Genomic DNA, 25757 nt, shown 5'->3' with positions numbered 1-25757 from the left:
AAAATAAGCAGTTTCAGCTTACTTTTAGCTCATCCCAATAAAAGAAAAACACGTATTATTTATGCCTTAGCCAATATTTTTCTCAACATCAATTCCAACATAGTTTGGCTCTCACTTTGATTAAATTCAGGATCGATAATATTTCGCCCCATAGAACCATCTGCAATAACAAATAACCAAGTAGCCATTTTTTCTGGCTCTAATAGCGGATCAATTTGCCCTTTTTTAATACCGTTTTCTAACATGGTAATCAAACGTTGTTTATTATTTCTTTCATTTTCAATGAAAATTTCGTGAATACTCGCATTACGTGAAGCTTCAGCAAAAATTTCGATACTAATACGTGCGTACTCCGGATGATTATAAAGCGCTATAATTTCTTTCATTAAATCAATAACTGCTTGAATACTCTCTTCTTGCACTTCATAACGACAAAAAATTTCATCAAAAAGCTGTGCATCTTCTGATGCAATAGCTTCAATAATCGCATTTTTATTGGGAAAATAATGGAATACATTTCCGGGGCTCATACCTGCTTCATGACAAATTTCTGCTGTTGATGTGGAGTGAAAGCCTTTTATAGCAAAGCAACGTATTGCAGCATCAATAATGTGCTTCATTTTCGCTTTTTGTTTTTCAGTCGCTGTCTTGTTCATAACCTAAAAATCTCTGGACAAAATAAATTAGACTGACTAGTCTATAATAAACTAGACCAAACAGTCTAAAAAATAACCCTATTATTGCAGAGTAACGATATCATGCAATTACTTAATGAACACTATCAGCTTCGTGTTGCAGAACCTTCAGATATTCCTGAAATTATTCAATTATTTGTACAAGCCTTTCGTTTTAAATTGAATGCTTTTAATATTGATAGTGCTAACCCTAAACAACGTCAACAATTAGAAGCCATTTGGAATACGCTGGCATGTAAAAAAAATAGCCAACAATTTGTTATCACCGAGAACAACAAGATAATCGCGACATTTTGTTTAGTCACAAAAGAAGCTCAATCTATGTCAAATTCTTTTGCTAAAACACCTTTCTCTAATTATTGGCGCTATGGCATTACTCATTACATTAAGCAAAAGATTTTCTTTTCATTATTTGATTACACGCCAAAAGAAAATGAAGTTTATTTAGCTCACATTGCTGTTTTATCCACTTATCAAGGTCGTGGTATTGCTTATGCAATACTTCAATGGATAACGCAATACAGTAAAGATATTCTGAAAAAAATATATTTATCACTTTATGTGGATATTCATCATAAAGGCGCTCTTTATTTATATCAAAAAGATGGGTTTTATATTGAAAGAAAAGAATCATCACACTTAACACAATCTATTTTTCATATTCAACATTGGTATTATATGTTGAAAAAAATCGACTAACGACAAATCAAATATCACTATTAGCGTCAATATATTGGCTAAAAGCACTGAAAAAAACAAAATATCACTATAATTATAAACAGTGCTTTATCCTTAATAATAAGGGCTATTTATCGTTTGAAGTAAGTTCGTGTTGTTAATGCGGTTAATACATGATCACGCCATTCTTGGTTTATTTGCAGATAATTTTTTGCATAACCTTCACGCTCAAAACCATGCTTCACCAACAAATTACCACTGCGTAAATTATGAGGCATATAATTCGCCATAATACGATGCATTCCTTGTTGACGTTGCATATAAGTCAACGTTTCAGTTAATGCCTCAGACATATAACCTTTACCTTGCCATTTCTCGCCTACGGAATAACCTAAAAAACAGGCATTAAAGGCGCCGCGCATAACATTACTGTAATTAGCCACACCAATAATTTCATCTTCAGTTGGTGTTAACAACAAAAAATGAAATGCACTTTCTTGTCGATGTAATTCGTTCATATATTGCAAACGATGTTCCCAACCGGAAGGCAAATAATGTGTTTTATCCCTTAATGGCTCCCATGGAATTAAAAAACGACGATTTAATGTATAATAATTAGCCAACCTTTCCGCATCTCGTTCATAAGCTAAACGAATTATCATTCTTGTCGTTTCGAAACGAATTTTAGGAACTCCACCACGATAACCAAACATTGCGATCCCATTATCCTTTGATATAAATAAGTCTAATTCTGAAGTAACTCTTCTTATTCTGCCACTAACCTTAATAAAAAAATATCATCTTTAATTTACTAGGAATTATGCACATTTAGAGACAGAATAGTCGAAGAAATAAATTATTTCATTCCCCTCTTATTTTATTTAAATTATTTGCTTATTGATGGTGAGTAATGGCACTGGTAACACAAGCCCGTACCTTGGGTAAATACTTCCTCCTAATTGACAATATGTTAGTTGTCTTGGGTTTTTTCGTCGTTTTTCCTCTAATTTCTATTCGTTTCGTCGAACAATTGGGTTGGGCTGGTGTTATTGTCGGTTTCGCATTAGGGCTTAGACAATTAGTCCAGCAAGGCCTAGGTATTTTTGGCGGCGCCATTGCGGACCGCTTTGGTGCAAAACCAATGATAATAACTGGAATGTTATTACGTGCTTTAGGTTTTGCTTTAATGGCAATGGCAGACCAACCGTGGATACTTTGGTTATCTTGCATTTTATCTGCATTAGGGGGAACGTTATTTGATCCTCCTCGCACAGCACTAGTTATTAAATTAACCCGCCCTTATGAACGTGGACGTTTTTATTCTCTATTATTAATGCAAGATAGTGCAGGAGCCGTTATTGGGGCGCTGATTGGTAGTTGGTTATTATTGTATGATTTTCATTTAGTATGCTGGGTTGGCGCTGGTGTTTTTGTTATTGCTGCTTTATTTAATGCTTGGTTACTACCTGCTTACCGTATATCTACTACCAGAACACCGATTAAAGAAGGGCTAAATCGCGTAGTGCTGGATAAACGCTTTGTCAGTTATGTCTTAACGTTAACAGGCTATTTTGTATTGTCTGTTCAAGTCATGTTGATGTTCCCTATAATTGTTAACGATATTGCTGGTACTCCCACTGCAGTAAAATGGATGTATGCCATTGAAGCATTGCTCTCTTTAACCTTGCTCTATCCTATTGCGCGCTGGAGTGAAAAACGTTTCAAATTGGAACAACGTTTAATGGCAGGATTATTCTTGATGAGCATCAGTATGTTTCCTGTTGGAATGATCCATTCACTACAAGGTATTTTCTTAATTATTGGTTTATTTTATCTTGGCACGATCACCGCAGAGCCTGCGCGTGAAACGTTAAGTGCCTCACTGGCTGATCCTCGCGCACGTGGTAGCTATATGGGATTTAGTCGCTTAGGTTTGGCCTTTGGTGGCGCAATCGGATATACCGGTGGTGGGTGGATGTACGATCTAGGTAACCAATTTGATATGCCTGAATTACCTTGGTTCTTATTAGGTACGGTAGGATTAGTAACACTTTACGCACTACACCGCCAATTTAATCGTAAAAAAATAGAAACAGCCATGCTTACTCCTTAGATATCAGGTAAACTTTTAGTTATCAATGATCAAGGAGTGTTTATGAAAGCTATTTTTCTAACAACCATATTATTACTAACAAGCTTTGTGGTGGGTTGTGATCAGCTCAAGCAATTTGATGTAAGTGAAAATCTTATTAATGACTATATTAGCCAAAAAACTAATCTTCAAAAACATATTGGTGAAGATGATGTTGTATCCGCTGATATCAAATTAAGTAATCTTTCAATCCAAATTGGTCGTACAGAGCCGGGTAAAATCAGCCTTTCAGGTGCTGCCGATCTAAAAATTAATTCATTTTTTGGTAAAACAAGTGCCAAAGTTGATCTTACATTATCAGGTCAACCTTCTTATCAAGCCGATCAAGGGGCGATATACATAAAGTCCATGACTATTGATAGCTATAAAGTATCACCAGAAAAAATGGATGCTGTCGTTATCGCATTAAAACCTTATTTAGATGCTACGATTGCAACGTATTTTGATAATCACCCTGTTTATGTCCTTGATCCTGCGAAAAATAGCGCTGAAGCTGCGGCGTTTAAAATGGCAAAAGGTATTGAAGTGAAACCCGGTAAATTCGTGATCCAACTCTAATAGTTACGTGAGTTGATTAAAAATATTTATCGACATTAATGAGAAAGGCAAACCTAATGGTTTGCCTTTTTTATGAATAGTAAAATACCTTTACAAAGAAAATAAGATATTACTCTGCTTCAGTATCTTCACCCTCTTCATCATCAGAAAGCTCTTCACGTAATGCCGATAACGCACCACGTGCAATGGCAGCTAATGTACGATAAAAACCACTCGTTGCATGAGCTTCTACTTTACCAAGAAATGCCCCAGCCCAAGGTAATAAATATTCATCAAATAGTTGTATTTGAGCTAATACTTCATCTTCTGCTGAATTATCTTCCAGCCATGAAGCAGCCAGCAATAAAGCACCAAAACTGTCTGTTGCATTATCAGTAACAGGCATACCTCTTGTGGCTAAAAATTGACGAATATCGCCTTCTTTGATCTGTTCATAATCATGGGCATAAATAGATACAGCCGGCGCTTCGCCACCAAAAAGAGATTGATAATCTGCTTCAACAATAGCTAAATCTTTGACGCTATTTTTTAATGTATTAAATAGTTCGTCTTGCTCCAATGGCCATAACTGGCTCAATTTTCCCTCACCAATCATTTTAATAATTGGCGCTAAAATAGGATCATTTGGGTCACGTTGAAATAATGTGCCTAAAAGTCGGCAAACTATTGAGAATTCATTCATTGTATTTTTATCCTAAAAAGTTTCGCTTTATTGTGCGTTTAACGACAAGAAAATCAACTTTTTTCTTTTTTATGATTATAAGTATTAATTTAATCAAAGGGAGCTTTTAAAACAGAAAAAGCGCGCTCTTAATAATTAAGCTTTTGCTTAATATAAGAAACGCGCCTAATCCCATGCTACTTATCTTTTAAAACAGTTTTATTATAACAACTTTAAAACTCTTTTATGACAACAGCATTTTTGTTGCATTAGTTAACTTGCGATATCAAGAAAATTATCTCTTACACCATTGACACGAAACCACCCAGCAATACTTATTCGCTCTTTATTAGTAGGGAGCACTTCATGAGGAAATTGTTCTGAAAGGAAAACAACTAAACGTCCTCCTTTGGGCGCGATTGTTGCAATTTCGTTATTCTTTAAATCGTAAATAACTAATTCGCCACCATCTTCGTTTGTCCAATCTTCATTAAGATATAACACAGTGGTTAAACGTCGAGTCACATTTTCTTTAAAAGCATCAAGATGCTTTTTATAAAATGCTCCTTTTTCATAACACGCAAAATGCGCTTCGTATTCAAAAAGTCCTAAATAAAATTCTCGATTAACAGCACGTTGAATAGATTCCATTTGCATTAAATAATGTTGTACTGGTTCACCCATTTCTGGCTCTAGCCAACTTATTTTATCACTACGTATTGTTATTTCTGCTTGACGATTTTCATGACGACCAATACGAGCTTGTTGTGCATTGTCACCAAAACAAGTGCGTAGTTGTTGAACAGCTTCTGGTGTAAGGAAATCATCCCACACACACCATCCTTTCTCTGCTATTTGCTCAAGAAGTTCTGCTATATTCATTAGGTATATTGTCTGATAAACATGGGAAACTACTTTATATCACCAAGTTGACTAAAATGACAACTTAATAAATTTATCTTTTCGATAACATCAATTAATCAGAGATTAATTCTATAAAGACCACAAAAATAGACTGTGTATTCTTCTAGCCTTAAGAGTAAAAGCGGTTCCTGTTTAGATGAATAGATTTATATTGATAATATTTATTTGTTCTTTTAATAAGATTAACCTTTATATTGATTAGCATTAAATATTATTTTTAATAATGTAATCTAAGCTTTAATAAGGTTATTATTAATAGATATATTTTTATAGTTTGAGTTTTATAAATTTAAATAAAACACTAAAAAATCATATTGTTTAAAAGTAGAGATAAAATAGGCGATAAATATAAAACTTATCGCCTATTTCCTAAAGTTAAAATATAAGAGGAAAAAACTTAATAACCACTATCCATATCAACCACTCCAAAAGGAGCCTCTCCTTTTTCAATTCGTTGAATATTTTCAACTATGGTATCCATTGCAATATTTGGAATGGTAAACGCAGCAATATGTGGTGTAATAGAAACACGAGGGTGAGTCCAGAATGGATGCATACCCGCCAAAGGTTCTTGAGCAAAAACATCAAGAGTTGCATCAGCAATGTATCCTTGATCTATCGCTTCTAATAAATCTTGATCAACTAAATGCGCGCCACGAGCGAGGTTAATTAAATAAGAAGAAGGCTTAAGTTGTTCAAAAAGAGAAAAATTCAAAATGCCATGAGTTTCTGGTGTGTAAGGTAATAAGTTAATCAACAAATTACACTCTTTAAGGAAATCATTAAGTTGCTCTTTACCATAAAAACTTTCAACATTTTTAATTTGCTTTTCACTGCGACTCCAGCAACGGACTTTAAAACCCAGTTCAGCGAGTTTAGTTGCGACACTCCCACCTAAAGCACCAGCACCTAAAACACCAATCACAAAATCATCATAAGAGTGTGAAGGAAGCTGTTTCCATAAACGTTGGGATTGTTGGCGTTTATAATCATCCATACGACGAAAATAATACATCACTTTCGCAATTGCATATTCTTGCATTTGAAGTCCCATTCCGGTGTCTTCCAAACGCATAACAGGAACACCTGTTGGCAGTGTACCTGGCTTTTGTTGTTCTTGTTTTAAGATAGCATCAACGCCTGCCCCTAATGCAAAAATACCTTTAAGTTGGTTACGACTTGCAAGCATTTCATAAGGAGGAAGCCAAACCATAGCATAATCAGCGGGTTGATTATCACCGGGTTCCCAAATGCGTATATTAGCATTCGGCAAACGTGCCTTTATACCATTGGTCCATGTCTCTGCGTCAAAAAAAGGATGATAATAAATAATATTCATTGTGCCTTCCTCCAGCATTTTTATCATAGGGTGCGAGGGTTACGTTCTGATTTCAAGTCTCTTTGAATAAGTTGTTAATAAAAATGTTGAGAATGTTAACCAGTTAACGAAAATCTCAATTCTTTTTTCAATACGCTAACCTATTGCGTGAATTGATTTACTGCATAATTTGTCTAGCATTTATGCATATTGTTTTTTATTTGACTGCTTGATACAAAAGTTAAAAGAAAAATGCATTTAGCTGTTGACGCTTATGCTCCTTTTCCCTATAGTAGCGCCCCGTTGAGAGATGTTAAGTACATATCCAACAACAATACGGTGAGATGTCCGAGAGGCTGAAGGAGCACGCCTGGAAAGTGTGTATACGGCAACGTATCGAGGGTTCGAATCCCTCTCTCACCGCCATATTCTAAGATAGAGCCTAGTTTTTTAACTAGGCTCTATCTTTTTGCGGAAGAAATATCGATTTTTCAACCTGTTTATTTTTTCTCTCTTTCCATCTATAGCTCATTTAAACTCATTTTTCGATACTATTTCTTTAGTATACAACACATCACTTACTTTATTCTTTATTTTGGCTTAATCGTTTTATTTAATAATATTTAATCAGTTAACAATCTCTAATAATTAATTTTTAATGTTCGAAAGTAGCTTATCTAGTTGCTATTTAACTCTATCGTATTTTTATGACAGAAAACGACTTTTATTATCTCTCTATAAACGACATTTATTCTAAAATAAAACGCTTTTTATAATTTTAAAATAAATTTAAACTTTATTTTCAAGCGAGCAACAGAATAAATACAATAAGATACATTGTATTATCTCTTTACGTTAACTTATTAGTTTAATTGATTTAATTTTCACTAAGCTTTAAGATATACATTAATAATTTGATGTATCACATTATTATCAGCGAATAAAAGCGATATCCTCTCTTTTTCTTATCGCCGTTATTCGGCATCTGACTTCTTATTTTGGTTTAAGCCTAAATGAAAACTCATAAAGTTAACCGGGTTCGCCCCTTTAGTGCATTTATTGATGCATGTGTAAAAGAGCCTTACTCTTTTGCACGTTTATTAAAAGATATTATTGCAGGGATCACCGTCGGAATTATTGCGATACCATTAGCCATGGCACTGGCAATTGGTAGCGGTGTTCCTCCGCAATACGGTCTTTATACCGCAGCTATTGCCGGTATAGTTATTGCTGTTTCTGGTGGCTCTCGCTACAGTGTTTCAGGCCCAACAGCCGCTTTCGTTGTGATACTTTATCCTGTATCTCAGCAGTTCGGTTTAAGTGGTTTATTGATTGCCACATTAATGTCGGGCGTTATTTTAGTTGTTATGGGATTAGCTCGCTTTGGTAAACTCATCGAGTATATTCCTGTTTCTGTAACACTTGGGTTTACCTCAGGGATTGCTATCACCATCGCGACCATGCAAATAAAAGACTTTTTTGGTCTTGAGATGTCGCATGTACCCGAAACTTATATCGATAAAATTATTGCCTTAGGTTCTGCATTACCTACCATTCACCTTGGTGATACGCTTATCGGCTTAACAACACTGTTTGTTTTAATCTACTGGCCAAAATTAAATTTACGCTTACCAGGGCATTTACCCGCTTTAATCGCGGGTACTGCAGTGATGGGTATTATGAATATGTTTGGCCATGAAGTTGCAACGATTGGCTCACAATTTAGTTATCTACTTCCAGATGGATCGACTGGGCAAGGTATTCCACCAATACTACCTCAGTTTGTTTTACCTTGGAATTTACCAAGCACTGGAGCCTCTCTTGAATTAAATTGGAGTACGGTTTCTGCTTTGTTACCAGCGGCTTTTTCAATGGCAATGTTAGGTGCAATCGAATCGTTACTGTGTGCCGTTGTGCTTGATGGCATGACAGGTAAAAAGCACCACTCTAATGGTGAATTACTAGGACAAGGTGTCGGTAACATTGTCGCACCTTTCTTTGGCGGTATAACAGCGACGGCGGCTATTGCGCGTTCAGCAGCTAACGTCCGTGCAGGTGCAACATCGCCAGTTTCAGCTATTGTTCACTCATTATTGGTATTACTAACTTTACTGGTATTAGCGCCATTTCTTTCATATTTACCTTTAGCCGCAATGTCAGCACTGCTGTTAATTGTTGCATGGAATATGAGTGAAGCGCGTAAAGTGATTGATCTTATTCGTCACGCCCCTAAAGACGATATTATTGTCTTAGTGTTATGTTTATCACTCACCGTTCTCTTTGATATGGTCATTGCCATTACTATCGGTATCGTATTGGCTTCACTGTTATTTATGCGTCGTATTGCCAATATGACCAAAATAACTGAATCCCCTTATACCGATGATGATAAACAGTTATTAGTTGTGCGTGTTAATGGCCCGCTATTCTTTGCGGCTGCTGAGCGTATTTTTAATGAATTACGTGAGCGTAGCAAAGGTTATAAAACCGTTATTATGCAATGGGATGCTGTGCCAGTCTTAGATGCAGGGGGCTTACACGCCTTCCAACATTTTGTGACTGATGTAAAACATGACACTCATATTATTGTGTGTGATATTCCTTTCCAACCTTTAAAAACGTTGGCAAGAGCAAGAGTTACCCCCATTGAAGGAGAACTTAATTTTTATCCTTCATTACAAAAAGCACTGGATGACTTGGAATTAATTCAATAGATATTTAGATTTTTCAGATAAAAAAATTAACGCCTTTAATTAATATTAGATAAAGATTAAAGGCGTTTTTAATTATGAATAATTATAACATTTAATTTGAGACGTTATTAATTTCAACGTTTATTCTTAATATAAGAAATAATTTACTTAATAAGGGATAAACATGTTACCAATCCCACTTCCTTGCACGCCTTTTTTTAATAAATCTTGATAAAGTGCATTCATCCCAAGCCAATGATTTTCACACCATTCTGGGGCAAGTAAGGTCGGTTTTCTCGCGCTGGCACAAACGCGGTGATAAATGATTTCAGGAGGAGTATGGCGGATCATCTCACCCGCAGTATAAACATATTGTTCTTGCGTCAATGCATTAATACGCCCCGCTTTCCATGCCTTAGCTATCGTGCTGCCTTCAACAATATGTAAAGGGTGTAATTTAAGCCCGTCAGTACCCGTTTCAATCACACGATCTAATGTTTGCATATTAAGCAAATGATCTTCTCTTGGTAATCCGACAATAAGGTGCGTACACACTTTTAAACCACGACGACGAGCCTCTCGTGTTGTTGCTTGATAACATTGAAAATCATGCCCACGATTAATGTGCCTTAATGTTTTATCATGGGCGGTTTGTAAACCAAGCTCTAACCACACTTCATAACCTTGCTCACAATAACCTTGCAATAAATCTAACACACTAATCGGTACACAATCTGGTCGAGTTCCTACACATAGTCCTACTATATCAGCTTGTAATAACGCGGTTTCATATAAAGTACGTAAGTATTCTACTTCGGCATAAGTGCTAGTATAGGCTTGAAAATAAGCGAGGTATCGATGCGCTCGGTTAATATTTTTAGCTTGTAATGCAATTTGTTCTTCAATGGAATGATATTGGGTTTGTTCATCAGCAAAAGAGGAGACATTACAGAAAGTACAGCCACCTCGCCCTAATGTACCATCTCGATTAGGACAATTGAAACCGCCATGAAGGGTGATTTTATGGATCTTTTCGTGATAACGGCGCTGAAGATCAGCGCCGAACATATTCACTACTGTATGCAGTTGCATGACAATTTTATTTGCTGGTATCTAACTCAGGGAAGCTTTTTACTAAGTCATCAATCGCTTTAATTTGTGCTAAGAATGGCTCTAATTTTGCTAATGGTAAGGCTGATGGGCCATCGCAACGTGCATTATCTGGATCTGGGTGAGCTTCAAGAAATAATCCTGCAAGTCCAACCGCCATACCTGCACGTGCTAATTCAGCAACTTGCGCACGACGTCCACCTGATGCGGCACCAAATGGGTCACGACATTGTAATGAATGCGTTACGTCAAAAATAACAGGAGCACCTTGAGAAGCTTGCATCATGACATGAAAACCTAACATATCTACAACCAAGTTATCATAGCCAAAGTTACTACCACGATCACATAAAATAACTTGGTCGTTACCGCCTTCTTTAAACTTATCGACGATATTTCCCATTTGACCAGGGCTAACAAACTGAGGTTTTTTTACGTTAATCACTGCACCTGTTTTTGCCATTGCTTCAACAAGATCGGTTTGACGCGCTAAGAATGCAGGTAACTGAATAACATCAACGACTTCTGATACAGGCTGAGCTTGCGCTGCTTCATGAACATCCGTAATAATTTTAACACCAAAAGTCTCTTTTAACTCTTGGAAAATCTTCATTCCTTCTTCTAAACCAGGACCTCGATAAGAGTGAATAGAAGAACGGTTTGCTTTATCAAAAGAAGCTTTGAATACATAAGGAATATTCAATTTTTGAGTCACAGTGACGTAGTGCTCACAAATACGCATGGCTAAATCGCGCGATTCTAATACATTCATGCCACCAAAAAGCACAAATGGTAGGTCGTTTGCTACCTTGATATCACCAATATTCACCACTTTATGTTGCATATTTATCCCTATACTGTTTGTAATGTACTGTGTTAATCAAGTACGTTGCGTAAACTTTTAATGTAGAACAACTGGATTTTGCTCTATCGAATGAATTTGAATTTTAATCATCTCTGAAATAGGATCTTCGGGACACTGCTCAACAAAATAGTTTAAGTCAGAAATTGCCACATGATGACACTCTAACTGAGCAAAAATCAGTCCACGATCACGTATCTCATAAGGATCTTCAGGATCAAACATTAATACCGTTTCACTGGCTTTTAATGCTTGTTCCATATTCTTTTCTTCCATTAAAGACACTTTCAAGGTATCTAAAAGCTTGCGAATAATGGAGCTGTATTCTGATTCTTCTAAATCGGCCTCTAATAACACCGAATTATTTCCTACATTCCCTTTTAACCAAACTTCTAGGGTATGTTGTGATAGATATTCGCCATTTATTGGGTTTAAAAATATCGTTTTTTCATTGGGAACATCTATTCTGATGATAAGTTGTGTAGGAAAAATAACGGGAGCTAACGGCAGATTTAACGCTTGTGCGATATAAATAAGAATCGAACCTAGTGAAACAGGAGAACCCACATGTGTCGCTAATACTTTATCTAACCATAATGTATCGGAAAGACAATATTTGCCACTTGCACCACTAAAGTGCCACTGCTTATAAAACAGTTTTAGTAATGCTTCTATTTGCTCTTTGATGTTTCCTTGCTTAGGAATTTCAGCTTCTGCTTGCTCAACAAGTCGTGCTAATTGATAGCCAACAGAAGTGGTCGGAAAATCAGGTCGAATAGCCTGAGAGATAAGGATCATGCCCTTAACTAAAGGGGCTTTATTAAATTCGTAATCAGCTATGGTTTCTATCATAATTCCAACGACCTACTGTCACTCGCTCATTACCGCCATAATCACGGAAAGTTTCCACACAGCAGTAACCCTTATCAGTAAAAATTTTGCGAACACCTTCACCTTGCTGCCAACCGTGCTCCAGTAATACCCAACCTTTATCAGTTAAAAATTGGCGGGCAGTTTCAATGATAATCTCGATATCAGCAAAACCGTTATTACCAGCAACTAACGCGGTTAAAGGTTCAAAACGAACATCCCCCTGATGAATATGCTCATCATTTTCATCTATGTAAGGAGGATTACTAATTATCATACCAAATTGATACCCAGAGAGTGAACTAAACCAGCAACTTTCCATAAACTCTGTGTTGTTTAATGCTAAGCGGGTCGCATTCACTTGTGCTAATGCCACTGCTTGGGCTTGTAAATCCACACCAATAATATGGCAATCAGGACGCTCTGACGCCATAGCAAGTGCAATAGCACCCGTTCCTGTTCCTAAGTCAAGAATAGTTGTTGGCTCTGTTGGCAGTTTTTCTAACGCTTGTTCAACAAGACATTCAGTATCAGGACGGGGAATTAATGTTGCAGGCGAGACTTTTAAAGGCAGTGACCAAAACTCTCTTTCGCCCACTAAATAAGCAATAGGCTCACCTTTAATACGTCGAGTCAATAATTGCGATAATTGTGTTAACTCATTTTGTGAAAGCAACGTTTCATTGAAGGCAATTAAATACGTTCGAGCACGTTGTGTTACGTGCCCAAGTAGAATTTCAGCATCACGTTTAGGGCTGTCACTTTCAATTAATTGCAAGGCTGCTTGACGCAGCCATTGTTCATAATTCATTAATTTAACTCAGAAAGTGCAGAAAGCTGATCCGCTTGATATTCAGTGACAATAGGTTGAATTAGAGGTTCTAATTTTCCTTCCATCACTTCATCTAAACGATAAAATGTGAGGTTGATACGGTGATCTGTAACTCGCCCTTGTGGAAAGTTATACGTTCTAATACGGTCAGAACGATCGCCAGAGCCTAATAAGTTACGACGTTCAGAAGCTTCGGCTTCTTGACGTTTTTGCATTTCAGCGGCACGAATACGCGCACCTAATACAGACATCGCTTTGGCTTTATTTTTGTGCTGTGAACGCTCATCCTGACATTCCACCACAATGCCAGTTGGAATATGCGTGATACGAATTGCAGAATCGGTGGTGTTAACGTGCTGACCACCTGCACCTGACGAACGGAATGTATCAATACGTAAATCGCTTGGGCTAATTTCAGGCAATTCAGCTTCTGGTACTTCAGCTAATACTGCGACCGTACAAGCCGAGGTATGAATACGACCTTGAGATTCTGTTTCTGGTACACGTTGAACGCGGTGACCACCTGATTCAAATTTTAATACCCCGTAAGCGCCATCACCCACTACTTTTGCAATGACTTCTTTATAGCCACCATGCTCACCTTCGTTAGCATTCATGACTTCAATACGCCAGCGACGTGATTCAGCATAACGGCTATACATACGGAATAAATCACCAGCAAATAACGCGGCTTCATCCCCACCTGTTCCTGCACGAATTTCAAGGAAACAGTTAAATTCATCATCAGGATCTTTAGGCAGTAACAACACTTGTAATTGTTGCTCTAAATCATCGTTTAGTGCTTGCGCTTCTTTCAGCTCTTCTTGCGCCATTTCTTTCATTTCAGGATCATCAAGCATCATTTCTGCTGCTTCGATGTCGTCTTGCACTTTTCGCCATTGACTAAAACAAGCCGTGACGTCGGTTAATTGAGAGTATTCTTTTGAAAGCGCACGAAAACGCTCCTGAGAGGCAATCACATCGGCTTCTGACAGAAGTGCCTGAATTTCTTCATAACGCTCTTGTAGAGCTTCCAACTTAGCGACAATAGAAGGCTTCATTCGTAGATTAAGATCCTGTTAGACAAAGTTAATTATGGGTAATACCCAAACTTTCACGTAATAGATTCAGGCGTTCAATATCACCATCACTGGCAGCCTGTTGAAGAGATTTTGTTGGTGTGTGAATTAGACGATTCATCAATTGATGCGAGAGTTGCTGAATAACTTTTTCTGCATCTGCTCCGTTTTGTATCAATGTGATGGCTTTTTCTGTCATTTCTGCACGTAACATTTCAGCGCTGTCTCGATATTCTCTAATCGCACCCACGGCACCTTGCGCTCGTAGCCAATCCATAAATTGTCCACTTTCTTGTTGGACAATATGTTCGGCTTGAATAGCTGCAGCTTGGCGTTGTTCGCGGTTATGTTGAATAATCGCTTCTAAATCATCAACACTATAAAGGTAGACGTTATTGAGCTTTTCAACATCTTGTTCAATATCTCGCGGAACCGCAATATCCACCAGCAACATAGGTTGATTGCGGCGTTTTTTAAGTGCCCTTTCAACCATCCCTTTACCAATAATAGGCAAAGGACTTGCGGTAGAACTAATAACAATATCAGCTTGCGATAGACATTCATCAATCTCTGATAATGTAATAACATCCGCATCGACTTCATTGGCTAAACGCTGAGCACGCTCTTTAGTTCGGTTAGCAATAATGATTTTTTTAACTTGATGTTCACGAAGATGACGAGCAACTAATTCTATCGTTTCACCCGCGCCAACCAATAAAATAGTCAAAGAAGATAATGATTCAAAGATTTGACGCGCTAAGGTACAAGCAGCAAAAGCAACAGAAACTGCATTAGCACCGATTTGTGTCTCTGTTCTCACTCTTTTCGCAACTGAAAAAGATTTCTGAAACAAACGTTCCAGCTCTGAAGAGAGCGAATCATAACTTTGAGAATCAGCAAAGGCTTTTTTAACTTGCCCTAAAATTTGAGGTTCACCTAATACGAGAGAATCTAAACCGCTTGCCACTCGCATTAGATGACTGACAGCTTGATTATCTTGATGCCAATAAACACTGCTTTTCAGTTCATTGGGCTCTATTTGGTGATATTGACATAACCAGCGAATAAGCTGTTCATGGCTATTTTCTTTGTCTTCCATACTCAGATAGAGCTCAGTACGGTTACAAGTGGACAGCACAACACCGCCTCTGACAGCGGGTTGCTGTAAGAGGTTATTTAAGGCATCACCCATGGTATCGGGAGAAAAAGAAACTTTCTCACGTAAAGCAACGGGGGCTGTTTTATGATTAATACCTAATGCTAATAACGTCATATCAACTATATCGAGTTATGAATAAATACCGCCTCGCGACTTGACTTAGTGTAAACCTAAAACAGCGCATTTAGTATGGACTCTTCATTTCCGCCATTCTACTTGATGAACAGATTCAATAAAAGAGCTTACTTGAGTGATAGAAGATTTCTATACACAATTTAACGAAATATCGTTATATCATAAGGTTTATGATACTCTTTTTTTTAACTAATAACGAATTAAAGGAATGTCTCAGCTATGCGTTCACGCTTTTTTTCAACCAAACAACTCCTGCGTATCATCCCGCTTACGGCGTTGTTGCTGAGTGCCTGTAATCTAAATCAGATAAAGACACAAGGCTCTGCGTCTGATAACGATGTGCAATGGCAAGCTCGCCAACAAGCATTAAAGAAAATTTCACAATATGAAACTCGAGGCGCTTTCGCTTATTTCGAAGATACAAACAAAACTTATGCCCGATTCTATTGGCAAGATAAAGCAGATGAGCGTTATCGTTTATTATTGACGAATCCGCTAGGTACCACAGAGCTTGATTTAAATGTTATGCCAGGTGTCATTGAAGTCACGGATAATAAAGGCAAAAAATACTATAGTGATAACCCCGCAGAGATGATTTATCAACTTACCGGCATGGTTATTCCACTGAAAAACCTACGCGCCTGGCTTGTTGGTTTACCGGGTGATGCAACTAATTTTGAGTTAGATGCAAATCACTTATTAAAATCTGTCACTTTACCCACACCCGAAGGTGATTGGCATGTAACTTACCAAGCTTATGATTCAAGCACTACCCCCAACCTGCCACAACGCCTTGAGTTAAAACAAGGTGAACGTATTATCAAATTAAAAATGGATAACTGGGATATACAGCAATGACTCTAAGTTGGCCTTCTCCTGCCAAATTAAACCTTTTTCTCTACATCACAGGGAAACGCTCAGATGGTTATCATAATCTACAAACGTTATTCCAGTTTTTAGATTACGGTGACACATTAACGATTACCCCTCGTGATGATACCCAGTTAACTATCTTAACGCCGATTGAAGGCGTAGAAGATAAAGATAATTTAATTATTAAAGCCGCTAAATTATTGCGTGACTATTGCCAACAACATAATATTCCTTTGAAGTATCAAGGGGCTGATATCAGTGTTGATAAAAAACTTCCAATGGGGGGTGGCTTAGGTGGAGGCTCATCTAACGCTGCAACCACATTAATTGCACTTAATTACCACTGGCAAGCGGGTTTAAGTGATGAAACCTTAGCCGAATTAGGGGTAAGTTTAGGGGCTGATGTCCCTGTTTTTGTAAAAGGTCATGCTGCGTTCGCCGAAGGCGTTGGTGAAATTTTGACCCCTGCAGAGCCAAAAGAGCAATGGTATTTGGTCGCACACCCCGGAATTTCGATTCCAACCCCGACAATCTTCACAGATCCAGAATTAAAACGTAATTCTCCTATTCGCTCTCTTGGCGCATTATTAAAGGCTCCGTTCGAAAATGACTGTGAAATGATCGCAAGAAAACGTTTTCGTGAGGTTGAATATCTGCTTTCGTGGCTGTTAGAATATGCACCGTCACGCTTAACTGGGACAGGTGCCTGTGTATTCGGTGAGTTCGGATCACAAGTTACCGCTAGTGAAGTGTTAATTAACGCCCCTGAGTGGGTGCATGGGTTTGTAGCGCAAGGCGTCAACATTTCTCCTCTGCATTTATTCCGCTCAAGGATACCTGTGTTATTGCACCCGTAAGATGATGTTTACAAACCCTATGTTCATAAACACGTTCTTTACAGGTCAACAATATCTCTCTCTGGACGCAAGCCTGAGGTTTTTCTCGTGCCCGATATGAAGCTTTTTGCTGGTAACGCAACCCCGGAACTGGCTCAACGTGTTGCCAACCGACTCTACACTAGCCTAGGAGACGCGGCTGTAGGTCGTTTTAGCGACGGTGAAGTCAGTGTGCAAATCAACGAAAACGTACGTGGTGGTGATGTATTTATCATTCAATCAACCTGTGCACCTACTAATGATAATTTAATGGAATTAGTGGTCATGGTTGACGCATTACGTCGAGCTTCCGCTGGTCGTATCACTGCTGTTATTCCTTACTTCGGTTATGCCCGTCAGGATCGCCGTGTTCGTTCAGCCCGTGTTCCTATTACGGCAAAAGTTGTTGCGGATTTCTTATCTAGTGTAGGTGTAGACCGTGTTTTAACCTGTGACTTACACGCAGAACAAATCCAAGGGTTCTTTGATGTACCGGTTGACAATGTCTTCGGCAGCCCAATTCTTTTAGAAGATATGCTTCAAAAAGATTTGGACAACCCTATTGTTGTTTCTCCAGATATTGGCGGTGTTGTTCGCGCTCGTGCTATCGCTAAACTGCTTAACGATACTGATATGGCTATAATTGATAAACGTCGCCCTCGTGCTAACGTTTCTCAAGTTATGCATATTATCGGTGATGTTGCTAACCGCGACTGTATCCTTGTTGACGATATGATCGACACAGGCGGTACATTATGTAAAGCAGCTGAAGCGCTGAAAGAACGTGGTGCTAAACGCGTATTTGCTTACGCAACTCACCCAATCTTTTCTGGTAATGCTGTTGAGAACATCAAAAGCTCTGTTATTGATGAAGTGGTTGTCTGCGATACAATTCCATTGTCAGCAGAAATCAAAGCATTAAATAAAGTCCGTTCATTGACTCTTTCTGGCATGCTGGCTGAAGCAATTCGCCGTATTAGCAATGAAGAGTCAATCTCTGCGATGTTTGAACATTAATTTGTTATAACATTCATTGCAATTTGAGATAACTAAACCCGCTATAGCGTTTGTTATAGCGGGTTTTTTGTTGCCGTTTTCCAAAAACAAGGTAGTTTAGGCAATAAAAAAACCCGTCATGATATCAACGGGTCTATTGATGTGTATTACACTCATAATAATGACAGTTATTCACTTAATACCAGTTTATCTTAAACTTAGTTATTATTTTATCTATTCTGATATTAATTGTATTAACAATATTATAAATAACGGTGATTATCATGGCGACGATAACGTTCGTCATGATTACGTAACCACCAATATCTTTCTGCTATTGTTTCTCTACCACCGATACGGGCACCTGCTAGCCAAACCAGAGCTCCGATAAAGATCCCCATTAAAGAGATATCAGCTAAAAATTCAGGCAATCCTAATGGGAAAATATGACTAAGAAGTGTATAACCAAGACTACCGAGCATCACAACCATCCCCGTAGCCATACATAAATTACCCACTGCAAATGCATGTTTATATTTCATGTTGCACCTCCAAGCGCGTCGTCAGACGATTCAACAACAAAATGCATCAAATATCTTTTATTCATTGTGGTTATTATAGTCATAAATCCTAAAAAGGTATTGTCGAAGCGATCACATCGTTCTGATATTTATTGACAAATCTTCACAAAAAATGTGTTTTTTTCTTTTCAAAGTAGAAAATAACGCTGTTTTTATCGCTTTCGCTCTTTTTGTTAAATTTAAATAAGGATATTTCCTCGCTCCTCCATTTCTAAAAAACATTCTATATAATCTATTTTGTGCTTCTGTGCTTAGACAGGTAAACTATGGGCTTTCTTTTAAGACGATAACAGTGAAAGGCTATTGTGAGTAAAATTAAACTTATCGTCGGGTTAGCAAACCCCGGTGCAGATTATGCCCAGACTCGCCATAATGCGGGTGCTTGGTATGTAGATTTATTGGCTCAACGTCATCAGCAATCTCTAAAAGAAGAGAGCAAATTCTTTGGTTACACCGCACGCATTAATTTAAACGGTAATGATGTTCGTTTATTAGTTCCGACCACCTTTATGAATTTAAGTGGTAAAGCGGTACAGGCTATGGCGAACTTCTATCGTATTGAACTTGATGAAATTTTAGTTGCACATGATGAACTCGATTTACCGCCCGGCATTGTCAAAATGAAATTAGGCGGCGGTAATGGCGGTCATAACGGATTAAAAGATATTCAAAGTAAGTTTAGCAATAACCCAAATTTCTATCGTTTACGCATTGGTATTGGTCACCCTGGTGATAAAAATAAAGTTGTAGGCTTTGTATTAGGAAAACCACCAATGAGTGAACAAAAATTAATTGATGACGCTATCGATGAAGCCCTTTCGTGCACAGATATTTTAATGCGTGATGGTTATGAGAAAGCAATAAACCGCTTACATAGCTTTAAAGCATAATCATTACATTGATAGATTAAGCGATTTCAATATTCAGAGGGTAAAATCCCCCTCTTCTTTTGTGCGATTAATTCCTGATGATTTAATCAAACAGGGATTTGTTCTATAATAGCGCCAAATTTTTTTAACAGCACACAACAGGAACACTCCCTCCTGTTGTTTTTATGTGACAAGGTGAACGTTTATGGGATTTAAATGTGGTATCGTCGGTCTGCCTAACGTAGGGAAATCTACACTGTTTAATGCCTTAACTAAGGCAGGTATTGAGGCAGCCAACTTCCCATTCTGTACTATCGAGCCAAACACAGGTGTTGTTCCAATGCCTGATCCTCGCTTAGATAAACTGGCTGAAATTGTTAAGCCACAGCGTATTTTACCCACAACAATGGAATTTGTTGATATTGCGGGCTTAGTAAAAGGCGCATCTAAAGGTGAAGGTTTAGGTAACCAATTCCTAACAAATATCCGTGAAACTGAAGCAATTGGCCATGTGGTTCGTTGTTTTGAAAATGACAATATCATTCACGTTGCGGGTAAAGTTGATCCTGCTGAAGATATCGAAACTATCAACACTGAATTAGCTCTTTCTGACTTAGATACCTGTGAACGTGCAATGCACCGTAATCAGAAAAAAGCAAAAGGTGGCGATAAAATTGCTAAAGCAGAAATGGAAGTGTTAGAAAAATGCTTACCGCATTTAGAAAACGCTGGCATGTTACGCGCTTTAGATTTAACAGAAGAAGAAAAAGCAACCATTCGTTACTTAAGCTTCTTAACGTTAAAACCAACAATGTATATTGCAAACGTTAACGAAGATGGTTTTGAAAATAACCCATATCTTGAAACTGTTCGCAAAATCGCAGAAGCAGAAGGCTCTGTGGTTGTTCCTGTTTGTGCCGCTATCGAAGCAGACATTGCTGAGTTAGAAGATGCTGAACGCGAAGAATTTATGCAAGATTTAGGCATTGAAGAGCCTGGCTTAAACCGTGTTATTCGTGCTGGTTACTCATTACTGAACTTACAAACTTACTTCACTGCTGGCGTTAAAGAAGTACGTGCATGGACAATCCCTGTAGGTGCAACAGCGCCACAAGCCGCAGGTAAAATCCACACTGACTTTGAGAAAGGTTTTATCCGTGCTCAAACTATCGCTTATAACGATTTTATCACTTACAATGGTGAACAAGGCGCTAAAGAAGCAGGTAAAATGCGTGCAGAAGGTAAAGAGTATATCGTTCAAGATGGCGATGTAATGAACTTCTTGTTTAATGTGTAATGTTTAATGTTTAATAGCTGCTTATATTAAATGTCATTACTAAACCCACGAGTATATTCGTGGGTTTTTTTATATGTATTCATTTAGTTTTCTAATTAACAATCCAACGCCTCAAATCACGTTATTACATATAGGTTTACTTAGACTCGTGATATTAACACGTCTATATCCTAGAAGCCTCTTTTGTACACAACAAGGCAGATAAAAATAACCACTAAAAATGATGACGAGAAATGCAGCTTTTTTCTATGCTAATGTATAACTTAGTTTATCTTTTCAAATAACTCAGCCACAAAACCATCTACCTAACCATTTTTAGTTATCACTTTCATCCCACACACTCAATAAATATAACTTATCAATAATAATATTAATTATTAAACTATTTTTTACTCGGTAAACAGCATCAATTAAATCACAATAAAACAATAAGCTATGTTTAATTTTTAAAAATAAAACTATCACTCATCATTTAATTACAATAAAAACATTTGAAATACTTATGAATCAGGATAATACTTAATTTGATAATCGATTAATGATTGTTATTTATTTAATAAAGGAATGGCTTTACATGAATAATAATTTTCAACCTAATGTGCGAGATAATAGCGATATAAATCACAACAAAAATCATCATTGTCAATGTGGACAGGAAATAATAACAAACTTAAATAATTATATTAGTAAACACCCTGAATGTACTGTTTATCAAAATTCATTAATGAGTAGTTTAATTGCTGGTGTATATGATAGTGACGTTACTATTGCTGATTTATTAAAGCATGGTGATTTTGGTTTAGGAACTTTTGAACAACTTGATGGCGAACTCGTTGCATTCGACAATAATGTTTTTCAATTACGCTCGGATGGTAGCGCTCGTGAAGCTTTACATTCTCAAAAATCCCCTTTTGCTGTAATGACATTTTTTAATTGTGATATTGAACATCACTTTTCTTATGGCGTATCGCAAAAAGAGATACACAATACCATTAATCAGTTTGTTCCTTCTGACAATTTATTTTGTGCGATCAGAATTGAAGGTGAGTTTGAATTAGTTAAAACCCGTACTGTTCCTCGCCAAGCTCCTCCCTACCTTCCGATGTTAGAGGCTATCGAAAATCAGCCTAATTTCACGTTTCATAATGAAACAGGGATTATTGCTGGTTTTCGCTCACCACAGTTCACACAAGGAATAAATGTTGCTGGATTTCATGAACATTATATTAATCAACAACGCCAAGGCGGTGGTCATGTCCTTGATTATTATTTAAAACAAGGCACCTTACAAATCGGTATTATTTCCCGTCTTACTATTGACTTACCCAGTCATTCCACTTTTTTACAAGCAAACTTAATGCCAGACAATCTTCATCAAGCAATAGAACAAGCCGAAAATTAATTTAAATATCGCTTAACTTTATTCTTAATCTTATTTTTATTCACTTGCAAAATTAAAGAAGGTTATATGAACACTACTCATTGGAAATGTGGTGCAGATTTAGTTGTCAAACAATTAGAGCAACATGGCATTAAACAAGTGTTTGGTATTCCGGGTGCAAAAATAGATCGTGTATTTGATTCTCTTGTCGATTCAACTATTGAAACGGTGGTGGTCCGTCATGAAGCTAATGCTGCCTTTATGGCCGCAGCGGTTGGTCGTTTAACAGGTAAAGCGGGAGTGGCTATCGCAACATCGGGGCCGGGATGTTCTAATCTTGCGACAGGTATTGCAACAGCAACATCTGAAGGTGATCCATTAGTTGCATTGGGAGGATCAGTAAAATCCGCAGATAGATTAAAACTGGTTCATCAAAGCATGGATACCGTTACCATGTTTAATCCTATTACTAAATTTTGCGCAGAAATTGATTCATCAAAATCAATTTCTGAAACCATGGCCAATGCTTTTCGCCATGCGGAATCAGGAAGACCGGGTTCGGCTTTTTTAACTTTTCCAATGGATATTTTAAATAATGAAGTTAATAGTCCAATATTAATACCTAAATCAAAATCCAATATTGGTAGTGCAAATAATGATGCTATCCAAGAAGCCGTTAAATTAATGCTAAATGCTAAAAGCCCCGTTGTCTTATTAGGACTACAGGCTAGCTACCCTGAAAATGCATTAGCATTACAAAAACTACTTGATATTTTTCCTCTCCCGATTGTAGGTACTTATCAATCCGCAGGTGCGATTGCTCAACGCCATTTTCCTTTATTTGCTGGTCGTATTGGCTTGTTTAATAATCAACCAGGTGATGAGTTATTATCTCATGCCGATTTAGTAATTACTTTAGGTTATAGCCCTATAGAATATGAGCCATCATTATGGAATCACAATAATGCCAACATTATTCATGTAGACGAGATCCCTGCTGAAATTGATTTAGCTTACTGTCCTGATTTAGAATTAACAGGTAATATCAAACTAACAATTGATAATTTGACTCAGTATTTTGCTAAACAATCTACATCTCAATTTACACTCTCAAATAATACTCATCAAATTTTAGAGAAAATTCGTCACCAAAGAGAAATTCTGCAGCAAAATAGTTATTTTCGACATGGTTCTCCTATTCACCCTTTAACCATCATCCATGAGATGCAAAATATTATTGATAACGATGTAACACTTTGTATTGATATGGGGAGTTTTCATATATGGCTTGCACGTTATCTTTATAGTTTTAGAGCAAGACAAATGTTAATTTCTAACGGACAACAAACCATGGGTGTTGCATTACCTTGGGGAATTGGTGCTTCTTTTGTTCGACCTTCTGATAAAATTATTTCTGTTTCTGGTGATGGTGGCTTTATGCAATCGTCCATGGAGTTAGAAACTGCGGTTCGTTTGAATACCAATATCTTGCATATTATCTGGGTGGATAACGCTTATAATATGGTAGAAATGCAAGAGCAAGAAAAATATGGCCGTTATTCTGGCGTAAAATTTGGTGCAATTGATTTTAAGCGTTATGCCGAATCCTTCGGAGCTAAGGGGTTTTCTGTCGAATGTGCTTCTCAATTACGTACCGTTTTACATGAAGCGATGGCTGTTGATGGCCCCGCTGTTCTTGCTATTCCTGTCGATTATCGTGATAACGCTAAATTAATGGAACATATTGATTATAATTTGATCATTTAGTTATTTTACTTAAACGTTGTGTTATTAAAAATAAGGGTGAGCATTTTCTACTCATCCTTATCTCTCTCTTTGTTTTTTCTTCCTATTTTATTCTTTTGATACAAAACAACTTCATTGTTAATAAAAAGTTATTATCTATTTCTTCTTTCATTTTTTTTATTAATAATACGTTATGCGATTTTTGTGCATAAAAATGAAAGTAGATCATATAAAGTAAACTAAGTCTTATCTGACGCCGCCATTTTAGTGCTTACAATAACCATATAAATTAAGTATCGAACTTTCAGTTATTAGGATAATCACAATGTCTCACACCTCATTACTTTCTTCCCATGCTCGATTTATTCCACTTCGCCTTCTCCCTAATGAAGATGTGATTATGGCGTTACGACAGATAATGAAGGAACAAAACCTAAAATCGGCATTTATTGCAGGTTGTGTAGGAAGTTTAACAGATGTGGTATTACGCTTTGCAGGACGCGAAGAAAATCGCTATCTTACAGGTAAATTTGAGATTGTTTCACTCATTGGAACATTAGATGACCAAGGTGAACATTTGCATTTAGCTGTCTCAGATGAAAATGGATTAATGTGTGGTGGACATATGATGCCAGGTTGTACAGTGCGCACGACGCTAGAGCTCGTTATTGGTGAGTTAGAGCAAGTGACTTTTAGCCGTCAGCCTTGTAAACACTCTGGTTATGAGGAGTTGGTCATCACACCGCGTAAATAGCTTTTTATAAAAAATTGCTATATATGCAAAATAATAAAACCAATAGTCACTATCCTTTGTAAAGGTTTTTAAACTATGTCTACAACTCCTCAAATTTCGAGTCGTACACTCGTGCTAATTGTTGTTTCTATTGCAATAAATATGATCGGCGGTCAAATTACCTCAATGGTAAAACTTCCTATTTTTTTAGATTCTATCGGTACACTGATTTGTGCTTTATTAGGTGGACCATGGGTCGCATTATTCACTGGATTATTAACCAATTTATTATGGGGATTAATCAGTGGTCCAATGGCGGCTGCATTTGCTCCGGTTGCCATGATGATAGGATTAAGTGCGGGTTTATTGGCTCGTGCAGGTGGCTTCCGTTCTTTAATTCGCGTTATTGGTTCAGGTATTGTCATTACTTTAGCGTTAATGATTGTCGCCGTTCCAATTCGTACTTATTTATTTGGTGGCGCAACAGGTAGTGGTGCTGATTTCTTTGTTGCTTATTTTCATGCCGTGGGTGAAGGACTTATTGAGTCTGTTGCCATTACTGTATTAGGTGCAAATCTCGCAGATAAAATCTTATCAGCGATTATCGCTTGGTTATTAGTGCGTCAATTACCACAACGAACACAACGTAATTTCCCAGCGATTGCCAAGGTTCGCTAATA

25 protein-coding genes and 1 tRNA gene are annotated in these 25757 nt (G+C 37.4%); 14 read left to right on the top strand and 12 right to left on the bottom strand.

The genetic code is table 11. The annotated features are described in order from the left end of the window. Window positions 1–59: 59 nt before the first annotated feature. Window positions 60–656 carry a TetR/AcrR family transcriptional regulator gene (locus JEP40_RS11040; protein WP_198623595.1) on the bottom strand — a complete coding sequence of 199 codons (597 nt, stop codon included), beginning with the start codon at window positions 654–656 and terminating at the stop codon, window positions 60–62. A 102-nt stretch (window positions 657–758) separates the two neighbouring features. Here JEP40_RS11040 and JEP40_RS11035 point away from each other — a divergent pair, with 102 nt between their 5' ends. Next, on the top strand, window positions 759–1394 hold the full coding sequence (locus JEP40_RS11035; RefSeq protein ID WP_198623594.1) for a GNAT family N-acetyltransferase: 636 nt from the start codon (window positions 759–761) through the stop codon (window positions 1392–1394). A gap of 110 nt (window positions 1395–1504) precedes the next feature. Here JEP40_RS11035 and rimJ read toward each other — a convergent pair whose 3' ends face one another. Then, window positions 1505–2086, bottom strand: a complete 582-nt coding sequence (gene rimJ / locus JEP40_RS11030; RefSeq protein WP_198623593.1) for a ribosomal protein S5-alanine N-acetyltransferase — start codon at window positions 2084–2086, stop codon at window positions 1505–1507. Between the two features lie 197 nt (window positions 2087–2283). Between rimJ and mdtH the strand changes: the two genes are divergently transcribed. Next, window positions 2284–3486, top strand: a complete 1203-nt coding sequence (gene mdtH, locus JEP40_RS11025) for a multidrug efflux MFS transporter MdtH (RefSeq protein ID WP_198623592.1) — start codon at window positions 2284–2286, stop codon at window positions 3484–3486. Window positions 3487–3528: 42 nt separating this feature from the next. Then, on the top strand, window positions 3529–4083 hold the full coding sequence (locus JEP40_RS11020; protein ID WP_198623591.1) for a lipoprotein: 555 nt from the start codon (window positions 3529–3531) through the stop codon (window positions 4081–4083). 109 nt (window positions 4084–4192) lie between these two features. On the opposite strand, the gene JEP40_RS11015 is transcribed toward JEP40_RS11020, so the two are convergent. From JEP40_RS11015 to ghrA, 3 genes are all read right to left on the bottom strand, one after another. Then, window positions 4193–4765: a TorD/DmsD family molecular chaperone gene (locus tag JEP40_RS11015; RefSeq protein WP_198623590.1), complete on the bottom strand. Its 573-nt coding sequence runs from the start codon at window positions 4763–4765 to the stop codon at window positions 4193–4195. 252 nt (window positions 4766–5017) lie between these two features. Next, window positions 5018–5626, bottom strand: coding sequence for a 2OG-Fe(II) oxygenase (locus JEP40_RS11010; protein WP_198623589.1), 609 nt, complete (start codon window positions 5624–5626; stop codon window positions 5018–5020). A 439-nt stretch (window positions 5627–6065) separates the two neighbouring features. After that, window positions 6066–7007 carry a glyoxylate/hydroxypyruvate reductase GhrA gene (gene ghrA, locus JEP40_RS11005; RefSeq protein ID WP_198623588.1) on the bottom strand — a complete coding sequence of 314 codons (942 nt, stop codon included), beginning with the start codon at window positions 7005–7007 and terminating at the stop codon, window positions 6066–6068. Between the two features lie 317 nt (window positions 7008–7324). On the opposite strand from ghrA, the gene JEP40_RS11000 reads away from it, so the two are divergent. Both JEP40_RS11000 and dauA read left to right on the top strand, forming a co-directional pair. Continuing rightward, window positions 7325–7412, top strand: a tRNA-Ser gene (locus JEP40_RS11000). A 587-nt stretch (window positions 7413–7999) separates the two neighbouring features. Further along, complete coding sequence (gene dauA / locus JEP40_RS10995) at window positions 8000–9700, top strand: C4-dicarboxylic acid transporter DauA (protein WP_198623587.1); 1701 nt, start codon at window positions 8000–8002, stop codon at window positions 9698–9700. 147 nt (window positions 9701–9847) lie between these two features. On the opposite strand, the gene JEP40_RS10990 is transcribed toward dauA, so the two are convergent. The 6 genes from JEP40_RS10990 to hemA are packed head-to-tail and all read right to left on the bottom strand — an operon-like array spanning window position 9848 to window position 15705. Next, a complete protein-coding gene (locus tag JEP40_RS10990) occupies window positions 9848–10771 on the bottom strand; it encodes a TIGR01212 family radical SAM protein (RefSeq protein ID WP_198623586.1) in 924 nt (307 codons plus the stop codon). A 7-nt stretch (window positions 10772–10778) separates the two neighbouring features. Further along, entirely contained in the window at window positions 10779–11633 is an 855-nt protein-coding gene (gene kdsA / locus JEP40_RS10985; protein WP_098942633.1) for a 3-deoxy-8-phosphooctulonate synthase, read from the bottom strand. A 57-nt stretch (window positions 11634–11690) separates the two neighbouring features. Continuing rightward, a complete protein-coding gene (gene sirB1, locus JEP40_RS10980) occupies window positions 11691–12500 on the bottom strand; it encodes an invasion regulator SirB1 (RefSeq protein WP_198623634.1) in 810 nt (269 codons plus the stop codon). Beyond that, window positions 12484–13332 carry a peptide chain release factor N(5)-glutamine methyltransferase gene (gene prmC, locus JEP40_RS10975; protein WP_198623585.1) on the bottom strand — a complete coding sequence of 283 codons (849 nt, stop codon included), beginning with the start codon at window positions 13330–13332 and terminating at the stop codon, window positions 12484–12486. The genes sirB1 and prmC overlap by 17 nt, the downstream gene beginning before the upstream one ends. Next, entirely contained in the window at window positions 13332–14414 is a 1083-nt protein-coding gene (prfA, locus tag JEP40_RS10970; protein WP_198623584.1) for a peptide chain release factor 1, read from the bottom strand. The genes prmC and prfA overlap by 1 nt, the downstream gene beginning before the upstream one ends. A gap of 28 nt (window positions 14415–14442) precedes the next feature. Beyond that, window positions 14443–15705, bottom strand: a complete 1263-nt coding sequence (gene hemA, locus JEP40_RS10965) for a glutamyl-tRNA reductase (protein ID WP_198623583.1) — start codon at window positions 15703–15705, stop codon at window positions 14443–14445. Window positions 15706–15945: 240 nt separating this feature from the next. Between hemA and lolB the strand changes: the two genes are divergently transcribed. The 3 genes from lolB (at window position 15946) to prs (ending at window position 18491) form a co-directional block, all read left to right on the top strand. Further along, window positions 15946–16584 carry a lipoprotein insertase outer membrane protein LolB gene (gene lolB, locus JEP40_RS10960; protein ID WP_198623582.1) on the top strand — a complete coding sequence of 213 codons (639 nt, stop codon included), beginning with the start codon at window positions 15946–15948 and terminating at the stop codon, window positions 16582–16584. Further along, a complete protein-coding gene (gene ispE, locus JEP40_RS10955; protein WP_198623581.1) occupies window positions 16581–17456 on the top strand; it encodes a 4-(cytidine 5'-diphospho)-2-C-methyl-D-erythritol kinase in 876 nt (291 codons plus the stop codon). The genes lolB and ispE overlap by 4 nt, the downstream gene beginning before the upstream one ends. Before the next feature lie 87 nt (window positions 17457–17543). Further along, entirely contained in the window at window positions 17544–18491 is a 948-nt protein-coding gene (gene prs / locus JEP40_RS10950) for a ribose-phosphate diphosphokinase (protein ID WP_036912921.1), read from the top strand. A gap of 242 nt (window positions 18492–18733) precedes the next feature. Here the strand turns inward: prs and ychH are convergent, their stop codons facing one another. Then, a complete protein-coding gene (ychH, locus tag JEP40_RS10945) occupies window positions 18734–19012 on the bottom strand; it encodes a stress-induced protein YchH (RefSeq protein WP_198623580.1) in 279 nt (92 codons plus the stop codon). Between the two features lie 344 nt (window positions 19013–19356). Here ychH and pth point away from each other — a divergent pair, with 344 nt between their 5' ends. The 6 genes from pth (at window position 19357) to JEP40_RS10915 (ending at window position 25755) form a co-directional block, all read left to right on the top strand. Further along, complete coding sequence (gene pth, locus JEP40_RS10940; RefSeq protein WP_099075502.1) at window positions 19357–19941, top strand: aminoacyl-tRNA hydrolase; 585 nt, start codon at window positions 19357–19359, stop codon at window positions 19939–19941. Between the two features lie 184 nt (window positions 19942–20125). After that, window positions 20126–21217: a redox-regulated ATPase YchF gene (gene ychF / locus JEP40_RS10935; protein WP_198623579.1), complete on the top strand. Its 1092-nt coding sequence runs from the start codon at window positions 20126–20128 to the stop codon at window positions 21215–21217. A gap of 574 nt (window positions 21218–21791) precedes the next feature. Next, complete coding sequence (gene budA, locus JEP40_RS10930; RefSeq protein WP_198623578.1) at window positions 21792–22619, top strand: acetolactate decarboxylase; 828 nt, start codon at window positions 21792–21794, stop codon at window positions 22617–22619. A gap of 66 nt (window positions 22620–22685) precedes the next feature. Further along, entirely contained in the window at window positions 22686–24365 is a 1680-nt protein-coding gene (gene alsS, locus JEP40_RS10925; protein WP_198623577.1) for an acetolactate synthase AlsS, read from the top strand. A 295-nt stretch (window positions 24366–24660) separates the two neighbouring features. Further along, on the top strand, window positions 24661–25098 hold the full coding sequence (locus JEP40_RS10920) for a PPC domain-containing DNA-binding protein (RefSeq protein ID WP_198623633.1): 438 nt from the start codon (window positions 24661–24663) through the stop codon (window positions 25096–25098). A 75-nt stretch (window positions 25099–25173) separates the two neighbouring features. Further along, window positions 25174–25755, top strand: a complete 582-nt coding sequence (locus JEP40_RS10915; protein WP_072068244.1) for an ECF transporter S component — start codon at window positions 25174–25176, stop codon at window positions 25753–25755. Window positions 25756–25757 lie beyond the last annotated feature (2 nt).

Origin of the sequence: Proteus vulgaris, assembly GCF_016239305.1 — a bacterium.
GTDB lineage: Bacteria > Pseudomonadota > Gammaproteobacteria > Enterobacterales > Enterobacteriaceae > Proteus > Proteus vulgaris_C.
Note: the sequence above shows the minus strand (reverse complement) of the source record. Positions and strands in the feature narration are given on the sequence as shown.